Genomic DNA, 12,761 nt, shown 5'->3' with positions numbered 1-12,761 from the left:
TGTTCAATTAAAAAGCAGCATTCGGACTTAACGATCCATAATACTTCATCATGAACTCATCGCGGAAATCAAGCAGGCGATCTTCGCGAATCGCTTGCCGCACTTGCTCCATCAGCTTAAGCAGGAAATACAGGTTGTGATAGGTCGTTAAGCGCAACCCGAACGTTTCATCCGCCTTGATCAGATGGCGCAAGTACGCACGTGTGTAATTGCGGCAGGTGTAACAATCACATGCCGGATCAAGTGGGGTGTAATCCCGCGCGAATTTGGCGTTGCGCACTACCAATCGGCCTTGGCTAGTCATGGTGGTTCCGTTGCGCGCAATACGCGTCGGCAATACGCAGTCAAACATGTCAATCCCCAAAATCGCCCCTTGGATGAGGGCATCCGGCGAGCCTACACCCATCAAGTAGCGTGGTTTGTGCACAGGCAGATGTGGTGTGGTATAAGATAACACTTCATACATGACCTCTTTGGGCTCGCCTACGCTCAAACCACCAACCGCATACCCCGGCAAGTCCAACTCCACCAATTGCTTGGCACTCTCTTCGCGCAGGTCTTGATGCATGCCTCCTTGCACAATCCCAAACAGCGCCTGGTCATGCGGTCGTGCGTGCGCTTTGATGCAACGCTTCAACCAGCGGTATGTACGTTCGGTGGAAGCTTTAACATACGCTTTTTCAGCCGGGTGTGGCGGACATTCATCAAAGGCCATGATGATATCCGCTCCGAGCGCGTTTTGGATTTCCATCGCCTTTTCCGGGCTGATGAACAGCTTTTCCCCGCTTAAATGCGAACGGAATGTTACCCCTTCTTCTGTGATGTTGCGCAGCTGGCTCAGGCTGAACACCTGAAATCCACCGCTATCGGTCAGGATGGGCCGATCCCAATTCATGAAGGAATGAAGGCCACCCGCTTCTTTGACAATGTCATGCCCCGGACGCAAAAAGAGATGATAAGTGTTGGACAAGATAATTTGCGCGTTCATCTCTTTCAATTCTTCCGGGCTCATTGTCTTAACGGTGGCTTGCGTTCCCACAGGCATGAAGATCGGCGTTTCGATCGTCCCGTGCGGTGTATGTAAACGGCCCAAGCGGGCACCAGACTGCTTGCATGTTTTAATCAGTTCATACCGAACAGCCAAGATGTTTCCTCCTACCAAATTTGCGTCGCTAATAACCATTATAGAGATGATCACATCAAATAATCAACATCGCATCTCCAAAACTGAAGAATCGGTACCGCTGTTTCACCGCTTCTTCGTAAGCCTTCATGATCAATTCCCTTGTCGCGAAAGCGCTCACCAGCATAAGCAGGGTAGACTGCGGCAGGTGGAAATTGGTGACCAAGCCGTCAACTACCTGATAAACATAACCGGGATAGATGAAGATATCCGTCCAGCCGCTATCGGCCCGCACCTCTCCGCCGTGGCGGGAGGCCACCGTTTCTAGTGTGCGCACAGAAGTGGTTCCGACCGCAATTACCCGCTTCCCTTGCCGCTTGGCCTCATTGATGAGGGCAGCTGTTTCTTGGTTCAGCTCATAATACTCAGCATGCATGTGATGATCTTCCACTCTTTCCACCGTCACCGGCCGAAATGTGCCCAAGCCGACGTGAAGGGTTACAAACGCCAGTTTCACCCCTTTTTGCTTCGCTTGCTCCAGCAACTCCGGAGTGAAATGCAATCCCGCCGTGGGCGCCGCCGCCGAGCCAATCACCCTAGAAAAAACGGTTTGATAACGCTCCGGATCGTCCAATTGCTCATGAATGTAAGGAGGCAGAGGCATTTGGCCCAATTCTTGAAACAGCGACTCTACATCGTCTACCTCGTATTCCAAGCGAAACACACGGCCGCCCGCCACCTCAGTAGATGCCTCGGCCACTGCCCGCAAACGCCCGCCGCCAAAGCAGACCACCGTTCCTTCTTTTACTCGCTTGGCCGGTTTGACCAACGCTTCCCAACGGTCTTCTCCAAGCGGCTTAAGCAAAAGCAGTTCGATTTTGGCGCCCGTCTCCTCTTTGACTCCGATCAATCTGGCTGGCCGAACCCGACTGTCATTCAGCACCAACACGTCTCCAGCTTCCAAATAATCAAGCAAATGCGGAAACCGGGTGTGCTCCCACGTCTGGCGCTTGCGGTCAACCACCATGAGGCGGGAGCCCGTCCGGTCCTTGATCGGGGTTTGGGCGATTAATTCTTGCGGCAATTCAAAGTGATATTGTGCTACGTCCATCTTGATCCCTTCTCTCAAACAATTCAAACCTTCCACTTGTCCCGTAGCTTGTCTGTTCAAGCCCATAACGGGACAAGTCCAACCCACCCGAAAAGCGGCGGCCATCTAGGGCATCACTCACCGCTTCCGGAGAAACGAAAAGGCGGGTGGCTGTTGAAACGGTTCGCCACCCACCCCCGCTGACTGCACTCTAACGAAAAAAACGAATCAGATAACTAACCAACGACAAAATCACACTGATGAGAATGCAAGTCATGATCGGAAAATAAATCTTCACTTGCTCCTTTTCCACCACGACATCCCCGGGTAAGCGACCCAGAGGCAAATACTTGCCGCCTACTTGCCATATCAGGCCGACCACAACCAGGATGACGCCGATGATGATGAAGGTTTTCGCCACAGGATTCATTTAGGCCACTCCACTTGTAAATGTTCGCAACAGCGCATGGTGACCATCCGCCCACGCGGGGTGCGTTGCAAAAAGCCGATTTGCATCAAATACGGCTCGTACACGTCCTCAATCGTGTGCGATTCCTCACCGATCGTCGCCGCGAGCGTTTCCAGACCAACTGGGCCACCGCGAAACTTTTCGATGATCGTCATCAACAGCCGATGATCCACATGATCTAACCCCATTTTATCCACTTGGATGCGATCCAATGCGTCACGGGCTCCCGCTTCGGTGATGATTCCCTCTCCACGTACCTGCACGAAATCGCGCACCCGTTTCAGCAAACGGTTGGCAATCCGCGGCGTTCCCCTTGCTCTGGACGCGATTTCAACCGCTCCTGCTTCCTGGATCGGCACCTGCAACAAATCGGCCGCCCGAGAAACGATCAAGGTCAATTCTTCCACCGTATAATACTCCAAGCGGCTCATCACGCCAAACCGATCCCTGAGCGGCGAAGATAGCGACCCGGCCCGCGTCGTCGCCCCCACCAGTGTAAACGGGGGCAAATCCAACCGGACAGAGCGCGCGCTCGGCCCCTTCCCGATCACAATGTCGAGCGCGAAATCTTCCATCGCCGGATAAAGCACTTCCTCCACTGACCGATTCAAACGGTGGATTTCGTCGATAAACAACAGGTCATGCGGTTGCAAATTGGTCAAAATGGCTGCAAGGTCACCCGGTCGCTCAATCGCCGGCCCCGAAGTGGTGCGTATGCTAACCCCCAATTCGTTGGCGATGATATTGGAGAGCGTCGTCTTCCCCAATCCAGGCGGCCCGTACAACAGCACATGATCCAACGCCTCGCCCCGCATTTTGGCCGCTTCGATATAAACTTTAAGATTCTCTTTGACCCGCGACTGCCCGATATATTCACTGAAAAAACGGGGGCGCAGACTAAATTCGGCCATTTCTTCGTCTTCGTTGGTCAATTTGGCCGAGATGATGCGGTCATCCATCGTCCGTCCCCCCTCATCGCTTCATCATCGCCTGCAACGCTTTCTTGATCCACTCTTCCGTGGACACAGACGCGTCAATCCTTTGTCCGCTTTCGCGCACCGCCCACTCCGCCTCTTCCTCATTATAGCCAAGGGCCAACAGCGCATCAATCACGTCGCGCTCCGCGTTTGGCACCACTGGTGGCAACGATGCGGTTTCGGCAGCCAGATCCAGGCTTGGCTCCCAACCCAGTTTGGCCAGCTTGTCCTTCAGGTCAAGCACCAACCGTTGCGCCGTTTTCTTGCCGACCCCAGGGAGCTTGGTCAAGGTTTTGACGTCTTCAATATGTATCGCTCGAACCAAAGCTTCTGGCGACATATGCGTTAACATAGCCAAGGCCGCTTTCGGCCCGACGCCGGACACTTCCAACAGCAGGCGGAACAGGTTGCGCTCCCGCTTGGTTTTAAAGCCATAAAGCAACTGCGCGTCTTCCCGCACCACAAAATGGGTGTACAGCATCACCTCTTCCCCGTCAGTAAACGCAAACGGATTGGGGACGAACACTTGATGGCCGAGCCCGCGCACATCAACCGCCAGATAGTCGGCTTCGTGGTACACGACTTCCCCTTTGACGAATTCAATCATGATTTCATTCCCCACTTGCTTAACTTATGTATCGATTGCGATGAATGCGCTTCGCAGATGGCGATGGCCAACGCGTCGGCAACATCATCCGGCTTAGGCGCGCGCGGCAGATTCAGAAGCATTTTCACCATCTCCTGCACCTGCTTTTTTTCAGCCTGCCCATACCCGACCACCGCCATTTTCACTTGCAACGGCGTGTACTCCGTGATCGGCACGCCGGCTTCCTCTGCGGCCAGCATCATCACTCCGCGCGCTTGCCCTACCGTGAACGCCGTGGTCACATTGCGGTTGAAAAACAACTTTTCAATCGCGACCACGTCGGGTTGAAAAACGCGAAACAGCTTGGTGCACGCGTCATAAATCTGTTTCAATCTGGTTGCGGTCGGCAAGTCGGCTTCCGTTTGGATGCTGCCGTATTCAACCGCCTTCAAATGGTTTCCCCTCCGGTCCAACACACCAAACCCGACGATGGCGATCCCCGGATCAATTCCCATGATTCGCATGGTTTGAAGCCCCTCTCCATAAAGCGAACATTCATTCTCAGCAAATTATACCATACCCGGACAAAAAAAAGAGCCCTGCACGAAAGAACGCGCACAGCTTGTCTTAGGACGGGTTCGGGCAAATGAAGTTAAAGTAGGTGAGGGGGTGAAAAAGATCTTTGCAATAGCGAATAGGAACGTCCTTAGTGAATATCTTTCTTTTTAAACCGGCCGCCGCGCACATCATGGACATGCCCGATGGCCAAAAAGGCTTCGTGGTCGATCTCTTCAACGATTTCTTTGAGCTTGGCTTCTTCTAGACGGGTCACCACGCAGAAGATCACTTCCTTATCCTCTCCCGTGTAAGCGCCTTCAGCATTAAAATAAGTAACCCCTCGCCCCAATCTGCTCAATAGGGCGTCTCCGATGGCCCTGGATTTCTCGCTAATAATCCAAACCGACCGTGTTTCATTAAATCCTTCGATGGTGATGTCAATCATTTTGAACGCGATATAATAAGCGATCAGCGAGTACATGGCCCGATCCCAACCAAACACAAAGCCAGCGCTACCCAGAATGAACAAGTTGAAAAACATCACAATCTGGCCCACCGAAAACGGGGACTGCTTGGTGAGCAAGATGGCCATCACTTCCGTGCCGTCTAACGATCCACCGTACCGAATGACAATCCCGACGCCAATCCCTACGATGATCCCGCCGAATACGGCAGCCAACAGCGGATCATTCGTCACCTTGTCCACATGATGAAACAAGGAAGTGCTGACCGCCATAGTCAACACACCCAACAATGTGGACAAAGCGAACGTTTTCCCGATCTGCTTATATCCGAATAAAAAGAAAGGCAGGTTGAGAACGAGCAAGAACAGTCCCAGATTCAACCCTGTCAGATAAGATAAAATGATAGATATCCCCACGATGCCGCCGTCGATGACGTTGTTGGGCACCATGAACAGTTCCAAACCGATGGCAACCAAAACGGCGCCAATCATAATCAAAATGATGTGCCTGAACAGATACCAAGACCTGCTTTTCTTCTTCTCCATGATCCTCAGTGTCCTCCATTTACAAACCCATTTCACGATTTGCTACATAAACGGCATAAGTTGCAGAACCGACTCCTGTATGCTCACGGATTACCTGTTTCGGAATATGCTTGGATATCGTACAATTGGTCGATGGTGACAAATTCATATCCGTTATCTCTCAAGTAAGCGATAATCCGGGGCAACGCTTTAACCGTGTTTTCGATTTGCGGTCCACCGAAGGAGTGCTGCAAAACGATGCCGCCCGCTTCAATATCCTTTTTCACTTTATTGACGATATCATCGGAAGAGTTTCCTTCCTGCCAATCCAGTGTGTCCACATTCCATGGGATCATTTTGTAACCCTTTTTGGTTAGATGGGCAGTGATTTTCTCATCAATCACCCCAAATGGCGGACGGAAGAAGAGGGGTTTTTTGTGGATGGCGCGGTAGATCAAAGCGTCAGTAAGTTTGATCTCAGCATCCAGCTGGGCCATGGTGAGCTTGGTAAGTTCTCGGTGAGAGTAAGAATGATTTCCCACCACATGCCCTTCCCGCACCATCCGCCGCACCACTTTCGGGTACTTTTGAACCATCTTTCCCACCACAAAAAACGTGGCTGGAACCCGTTCTTTCTTTAGGACAGATAACACTTGGGGGGTGTATTGCAAATCAGGGCCATCGTCAAACGTCAATGCTACTCGTTTGCGCAAACGCGGGTGTGCTGGTATAGCTGTCTTCTTTGCATCAGCTGCCATCGGCGGTTTGCCCAACATCACATCCTTGGCCCCGCTCAAACGATGCTGTTCAACCGGCTGGCGCGGTAGCTGCCCGTTTCCAGAGGATGTCTTCTGTTCCTGCCGGGCTTTTTGCACATATTTTGTCGCCGCGAGGAGCGCCTCATCATTTTGCATGCAGCCGATCAGGCAGACCGCACACAATCCCAATATCCCCCATTTCATTTTCCGTTGATCTGGCATTCCATTCACTCCTACTGTACGCAGAAATCTCCAAATCAATCGATGTTAGCGCAAAGGGATGGGTTCTGTACGGAATAACTACTTTTACTGTCTGCACTCTCGGTTCGGCAAGTATAAACGAATGCTGGGGGCAGATTCATCGGTACGAACTCCAAGGACATCTCTGCAAACCACTCGGAAAACTGGCGCTTCATCTGCAACGAATATTGGAAAGCGACAAACATCCCCCCTGGTTTCAACGCGCCCGTCACTTGCTCCAGCAACGCGTCTCTCAAACCCTGCGAAAAACAGGCGAACGGAAGACCCGAGACGATCACGTCAACCTGATTTCTTCCCAACTTGTTCTGTTCAAGCACCCGGAGCAACTCCAATGCGTCCGATTCGATCTGGAACTGCGGAAAACGCGTTTGCAGTGACTTTCGCAACGGTTCATCTTGCTCAAAAATCATCACATGTGAACCTGGTTGCGCCAATTGAGCTAGCGCCTTGGTAAACACTCCTGTGCCCGCTCCCAATTCCACGATGGTCGATGCAGAAGAAAACGGAATCTTGCTCATCATCGCCTTGGTCAAGTAGCGGGAGCTGGGAGCCACGCTTCCCACCAGATGTGGGGTTTTAATAAACGTATGAAAAAAACGTAACCGTTCTACCCATGGTTGAGACAAAATGGTCATACTCCCCATCCCTTTCCTAATGCCGATTAATCCAATTGGATTTATAATATTATTCTATCCCGTTGCTGTTTCTTCTACAAGCGTCCCCTTGACCCACCTTTTGTATAACTGAGAAATTTGGGCAATGGCGCCAGCCGCCCGCGCCCTAAGCGACCGGAAAGTGATCACTTCCACACGCAAAAAATGGTAGGATAAAAGGCAAACGCTATCTAGCAAGAAGAAAAGAGGGTTGGTCATGAAGAGTCGTGTGTCCACCGACTTCATATTGTTGTTCATTGCCTTCGTCTGGGGCGCCACTTTCGTCATCGTGCAGGACACCATTCACACCTTGCCGCCATTTTGGTATCTCACCTTCCGCTTCTCGCTGGCAGCCGCCGTGTTGCTCATCTTCGCCTTCCGGCCAGATCACACGAAATTTTCGATAAATTGGCAACACCATTTGCTGGCTGGTTCGATATTGGGCTTCTTTTTGTTTGCCGGCTACGCGCTACAAACGCTCAGTCTGTTTTATACCACTTCGGGCAAGTCTGGGTTCCTCACCGGCATTTCCGTCGCCTTGGTTCCCTTTTTGGCCAAACCGATCTTAAAAACCGCGATTACGCCGAATGGGCTCATCGGTGTGACCATGGCCGTCATCGGACTATACTTGCTCGCTTTCACGGATTTCCATTCCATCAACACCGGCGATCTACTCGCTTTTCTCTGCGCCATCTTTTTCGCTTTGCAAATCGTCTACACCGGCAAATACTCTCCCCACGCTAACCCCCTTCTCTTGGTTGCGATTCAGTTGAGCGCGGTTTCCTTATTAAGCTTCTTCTCTGCGCTCCAGTTCGAACCCTGGAAAGAGGTGTGGCGCGCGGACATTCTCTTTAAACCCCTTGTCTTGGTGACATTGTTGATCACTTCCTTGTTGGCGACCACCTTGGCATTCATCGCGCAAACCCATGTGCAGAAAGTGGCCCACCCCACCCGCGTCGCCCTCATATTCGCCATGGAACCCGTTTTCGCTGCGCTCGCTGATTATGTTTGGTTTGGCACCGAACTAAGCTGGCGCGCGATGCTGGGCTGCTTATGCATCTTGGCTGGCATGATCGTGGCCGAATTACCGCGGTCTCTACTTCATCGCCACAAGCGAACCCAATCACACTCACCCTAACTCCATGATGAACACCCTGCCCCTTTGTGCACGATAAAAGTGCATCAGGGTGCAGGGTGGTTGCTTTTGAAGGGCAAACTCTTTTTTGAGCAACAACTTATTCATTGACAATATAGAAAGACTTTAACTAGAATATAATTAATCCGAGTTTTGCACTAAACCAACTTATATGCATTCGTGCATAATCTATGCATATGGACAAAGATTGATGAAAACATTGGAAATCGTTCTCGGGAGGAGACCATTATGAACCGGATTCGCGCGAGTTTGATTGTTCTCTTTATTTTGCCGTTATTGTTCATAAGCGCTTGCCAACCGGCAAATAAAAAAAAGACGCACTATCCTCTCCGCGTAACCACGACCACCGGTATGATCGCCGACATCGTGAAAAACGTGGGAGGCAAGCACGTCCAAGTCACAAGCCTCATGGGTCCCGGAGTAGATCCACATTTGTTTAAAGCATCCCAAGGCGATCTTCAGAAACTGGATGACGCGGATCTGATTTTTTATAACGGACTCCATTTGGAAGGGAAAATGGGAGAAATACTAAGGAAAATCGGAAAAACAAAATCCGTGGTGGCTGTTTCCGACCATCTTCCCAAAAGCAAACTGCTCACTGCTGAAAAAGATCAATTAGACCCCCACATCTGGTTTGATGTCCAACTGTGGATGGAAGCAACCAACCGGGTCAAACAGACGTTGAGCCAAATCGATCCCCAGCACCGACAAGATTACGAGCGCCAAACTCAGCAGTATTTGGCAAAGCTGGAACAATTGGATGAATACGCTCGCCAGCAAATCGGCTCCATCCCCAAAAGACAACGCGTGCTGGTTACTGCGCATGACGCATTTGGCTATTTTGGCCGCGCCTACGACATGGAAGTGGTGGGCTTGCAAGGAATCAACACCACGGCTGAATATGGCATTGCCGATGTTTCCGGCTTGGTAGACTTGCTCACTTCGCGCAAAATCAAAGCGGTATTCGTGGAATCAAGCGTGCCGAAGCGCTCTATCGAAGCAGTCGTGCAAGGTGCCCGGCAACGGGGGCATCACGTGCGCATCGGGGGACAGCTGTTTTCGGATGCGATGGGCGAAACCGGAACGCCAGCTGGAACCTATATCGGCATGGTGCGGCACAATGTTGATGTCATTACGGAAGCATTAAAATAAATGTAAATGGGGTGAACGACAATGAAACAAAAAAATGCGGCACCCGTGTCTGTGGAGCGTTTATCCGTCGCATACCATAAAAAACCGGTGTTAAGAGAGATCACTTATGCTTCGCCTGAAGGGGAGCTGATTGGGATCATCGGTCCTAACGGCGCAGGAAAATCCACCTTCATAAAAGCCGTATTGGGCTTATTACCTCTCACCGGCGGCTCAGTCCACATCTACGGGCAGCCCTATCGAGCCACTCAGCAACTGATCGGCTATGTTCCCCAACGCGAATCCGTCGACTGGGATTTCCCGACCGACGTTCTCGATGTGGTGATGATGGGAAGATACGGGAAATTGGGATGGTTTAAGCGCCCTGGAAAATCAGACCGCGACATCGCCATGGCTTGCCTTGATAAAGTGGGGATGGCCGACTTTGCCAAACGGCAAATTAGCCAGCTGTCGGGCGGACAGCAACAACGGGTGTTTCTGGCGCGGGCGCTCGCCCAAGACGCGACCATCTACTTTATGGATGAACCATTCGCAGGCGTGGATGCTGCTACAGAAAAAGCGATCATCCAAGTGTTGCAAGAGCTGAGAGCCCACAACAAAACGGTGTTTGTCGTACATCATGACTTGCAGACGGTCACCGATTATTTTGATTCAGTCATTCTTCTTAACATGCGGCTGATCGCGGCAGGTCCCACCAAAGAGACTTTCACCGTGGAAAACCTGCAAAAAACTTACGGCGGACGACTCGCTATATTGCCTAGACAGTTTGATTTGACAATGATGGGGTGAAATCATGATCGAACCTAATGCATTATGGGTTGTCGCGGGCACCAGCGTGTTAGGCCTGACCAGCGGCATCATCGGCAGTTTCGCCTTTTTGCAAAAACGGGGTTTGATGGGGGATGTTCTTTCTCACGCCGCGTTGCCGGGCATCTGTTTGGCATTTATGGTCACAGGCACGAAAAACATGTTTGCATTTTTAATCGGTGCGCTACTTACTGGTCTGGTCGCATCATTTGCGATCAACTTCATCACGACACGCTCGCGCATCAAAGAAGATACCGCCTTGGGACTCACTTTGTCTGTTTTCTTCGGGTTGGGCATTGTGTTACTCACGCAGATCCAACACAGCCCTAACGGAAACCAAAGCGGTCTGGACAAATTTTTATTCGGGCAAGCCGCGGCGATCATCCAGTCGGACTTGTTGTGGTTGGGCATCATTTCACTTTTATTAATCACTCTTTGCGCGCTGTTTTTCAAGGAACTGAAACTTCTTTCGTTCGATCCGGCCTTTGCCAAAAGCATCGGTTTTCCTTTGCGCCCTTTGGAATTCCTGTTCATGTTACTGTTAGTCACCACGGTGGTCATCGGCTTGCAAGCGGCGGGCGTGATCTTGATGGCCGCGCTCCTAATCACCCCGGCCGCCGCCGCCCGTTATTGGACGGAAAGGCTTGGGCAGATGGTTGTCATCGCCGCATGTTTTGGCGGACTCTCAGGTTTGCTCGGCTCTTGGGTCAGCACGTTTGGCACGCAATTGTCCACTGGTCCGATCATTGTGCTGTCGTCCACTGCGCTGTTTTTCCTGTCGATGTTATGCGCACCCCAGCGTGGTCTGATCGCTAAAGGCTGGCGTGCAGCCCGCCTGAAAACGAAGTTGGCCGAAGAAGCGGCTTTGACCGCCTTATACGCCTGGATGGAGCGAAATCAACAACCCGCGATTCCCGAGTCGGAGTTACCAACCATCTTGCTTGAAGCCAAGTTGTCCCCCAAACAGCTGGACAACTTGGTGCGCAAAGGCTGGCTATGCAGGCAGGATGGGGCGCTTACATTTAGCGAAACCGGTTGGAAAGAAGCTTACAACACCACGTTGTTCCAACGGTTGATGGAAGTGTGGGCCATGTACGAGACCTCCATCGACAGCCCGGTTCCCTTGCAAGAGGTCGGGCGCAAAGAAGAGTTCCCCGCGCAATTGCGGCGCACTTTGCTCGGATTGTTGCATAGGCACCAGCATGCGCCTCGATACCTGCCAGATCATCTCGCTCCATCTGAACAGGGGGGATTCTTATGAACGAGCTATGGATCATCCTCACCGGTATGTTGGTAGCCTCCAGTTGCGCTCTGCTTGGATGCTTCCTGATTTTGCGGAAAATGGCGATGGTCGGGGACGCCATCAGCCACGCGGTTCTGCCGGGGATCGTCGTCGCGTTTCTCGTCACCGGCGACCGCCATTCGTTTCCTATGCTTTTGGGGGCGGCCGCATTCGGATTGGTTACAACCTTGCTGATCGAGTCGTTGCGCAAATCGGGAGTGCAAGCCGACGCAGCCATTAGCGTCACTTTCACCTCCCTGTTCTCGGTCGGAATCATTTTGGTTTCATTGTTCGCAAGACAAGTCGACTTGGATTTAGATTGCGTTTTGTATGGCGAGATCATCTATGTCCCTTGGGACACCATCATCTGGAACGGTTTGGACTGGGGGCCCAAAGCGGTATGGATTGTAGGAACAACCCTCGTGCTAAATGCACTGACCATCCTGCTTTTTTATAAACAACTGAAGCTAAGCGCCTTTGACCCCGCTATGGCGGCGGCCCTCGGCATTCCCGTCGCATTTTTCCACTACCTGCTGATGGGATTGGTATCGGTGACCACCGTCGCTTCGTTTGAAAGCGTAGGGGCCATTCTGGTCGTCGCTATGCTGATTGTTCCAGCAGCCACTGCCTATCTCCTGACCGACCGATTAAGTCGGATGTTGCTATACAGCGTTCTGACTGGTTGTCTCAGTGCGGTCACCGGCTACTTCTTGGCCGGCGCCTTGGACGCTTCGGTTGCTGGGGCCATGACAGTGATGGCAGGTGTCTTTTTCATCCTCGCATTGTTCCTGTCTCCACGCCACGGTCTAGTCACACGCTGGTGGCAACGAATGCGGTTGCAGCGTGATCTGGCATCTCACGGCGAATAAAGGAGACGCCTCTTTCCCTGATGAAGAGAAAGGGG

14 protein-coding genes are annotated in these 12,761 nt (G+C 51.8%); 5 read left to right on the top strand and 9 right to left on the bottom strand.

The window, feature by feature from the left end:
• Nucleotides 1-7 precede the first annotated feature (7 nt).
• The 9 genes from tgt to QQZ12_RS12450 form a co-directional block, all read right to left on the bottom strand.
• A complete protein-coding gene (gene tgt, locus QQZ12_RS12490) occupies nucleotides 8-1,183 on the bottom strand; it encodes a tRNA guanosine(34) transglycosylase Tgt (protein ID WP_102992080.1) in 1,176 nt (391 codons plus the stop codon).
• 16 nt (nucleotides 1,184-1,199) lie between these two features.
• A complete protein-coding gene (gene queA / locus QQZ12_RS12485; protein ID WP_102993803.1) occupies nucleotides 1,200-2,234 on the bottom strand; it encodes a tRNA preQ1(34) S-adenosylmethionine ribosyltransferase-isomerase QueA in 1,035 nt (344 codons plus the stop codon).
• Between the two features lie 190 nt (nucleotides 2,235-2,424).
• The gene (locus QQZ12_RS12480) at nucleotides 2,425-2,643 is read right to left on the bottom strand and encodes a DUF2905 domain-containing protein (protein ID WP_102992079.1); all 219 of its coding nucleotides are present in this window, start codon (nucleotides 2,641-2,643) and stop codon (nucleotides 2,425-2,427) included.
• Nucleotides 2,640-3,641 carry a Holliday junction branch migration DNA helicase RuvB gene (gene ruvB / locus QQZ12_RS12475; protein ID WP_102992078.1) on the bottom strand — a complete coding sequence of 334 codons (1,002 nt, stop codon included), beginning with the start codon at nucleotides 3,639-3,641 and terminating at the stop codon, nucleotides 2,640-2,642. Before ruvB ends, QQZ12_RS12480 begins: the two co-directional genes overlap by 4 nt.
• A 13-nt stretch (nucleotides 3,642-3,654) precedes the next feature.
• Complete coding sequence (ruvA, locus tag QQZ12_RS12470; RefSeq protein WP_102992077.1) at nucleotides 3,655-4,266, bottom strand: Holliday junction branch migration protein RuvA; 612 nt, start codon at nucleotides 4,264-4,266, stop codon at nucleotides 3,655-3,657.
• Nucleotides 4,263-4,769, bottom strand: a complete 507-nt coding sequence (gene ruvC / locus QQZ12_RS12465) for a crossover junction endodeoxyribonuclease RuvC (protein WP_102992076.1) — start codon at nucleotides 4,767-4,769, stop codon at nucleotides 4,263-4,265. Before ruvC ends, ruvA begins: the two co-directional genes overlap by 4 nt.
• Before the next feature lie 182 nt (nucleotides 4,770-4,951).
• Complete coding sequence (locus tag QQZ12_RS12460) at nucleotides 4,952-5,812, bottom strand: YitT family protein (RefSeq protein ID WP_102992075.1); 861 nt, start codon at nucleotides 5,810-5,812, stop codon at nucleotides 4,952-4,954.
• 83 nt (nucleotides 5,813-5,895) lie between these two features.
• On the bottom strand, nucleotides 5,896-6,771 hold the full coding sequence (locus tag QQZ12_RS12455; RefSeq protein ID WP_102992074.1) for a polysaccharide deacetylase family protein: 876 nt from the start codon (nucleotides 6,769-6,771) through the stop codon (nucleotides 5,896-5,898).
• Nucleotides 6,772-6,806: 35 nt separating this feature from the next.
• The gene (locus tag QQZ12_RS12450; protein ID WP_431606310.1) at nucleotides 6,807-7,436 is read right to left on the bottom strand and encodes a class I SAM-dependent methyltransferase; all 630 of its coding nucleotides are present in this window, start codon (nucleotides 7,434-7,436) and stop codon (nucleotides 6,807-6,809) included.
• A 244-nt stretch (nucleotides 7,437-7,680) separates the two neighbouring features.
• Here QQZ12_RS12450 and QQZ12_RS12445 point away from each other — a divergent pair, with 244 nt between their 5' ends.
• From QQZ12_RS12445 to QQZ12_RS12425, 5 genes are all read left to right on the top strand, one after another.
• Nucleotides 7,681-8,601 carry a DMT family transporter gene (locus tag QQZ12_RS12445; RefSeq protein WP_102992072.1) on the top strand — a complete coding sequence of 307 codons (921 nt, stop codon included), beginning with the start codon at nucleotides 7,681-7,683 and terminating at the stop codon, nucleotides 8,599-8,601.
• A gap of 246 nt (nucleotides 8,602-8,847) precedes the next feature.
• Nucleotides 8,848-9,771: a metal ABC transporter solute-binding protein, Zn/Mn family gene (locus QQZ12_RS12440; RefSeq protein WP_284724499.1), complete on the top strand. Its 924-nt coding sequence runs from the start codon at nucleotides 8,848-8,850 to the stop codon at nucleotides 9,769-9,771.
• A gap of 21 nt (nucleotides 9,772-9,792) precedes the next feature.
• Nucleotides 9,793-10,557: a metal ABC transporter ATP-binding protein gene (locus tag QQZ12_RS12435; RefSeq protein WP_102992070.1), complete on the top strand. Its 765-nt coding sequence runs from the start codon at nucleotides 9,793-9,795 to the stop codon at nucleotides 10,555-10,557.
• Nucleotides 10,558-10,561: 4 nt separating this feature from the next.
• Nucleotides 10,562-11,836: a metal ABC transporter permease gene (locus QQZ12_RS12430; protein WP_284724498.1), complete on the top strand. Its 1,275-nt coding sequence runs from the start codon at nucleotides 10,562-10,564 to the stop codon at nucleotides 11,834-11,836.
• On the top strand, nucleotides 11,833-12,726 hold the full coding sequence (locus QQZ12_RS12425) for a metal ABC transporter permease (RefSeq protein WP_102992068.1): 894 nt from the start codon (nucleotides 11,833-11,835) through the stop codon (nucleotides 12,724-12,726). Before QQZ12_RS12430 ends, QQZ12_RS12425 begins: the two co-directional genes overlap by 4 nt.
• Nucleotides 12,727-12,761 lie beyond the last annotated feature (35 nt).

It is taken from the genome of Laceyella tengchongensis (genome assembly GCF_900182735.1).
Taxonomy (GTDB): domain Bacteria; phylum Bacillota; class Bacilli; order Thermoactinomycetales; family Thermoactinomycetaceae; genus Laceyella; species Laceyella tengchongensis.
Note: the sequence above shows the minus strand (reverse complement) of the source record. Positions and strands in the feature narration are given on the sequence as shown.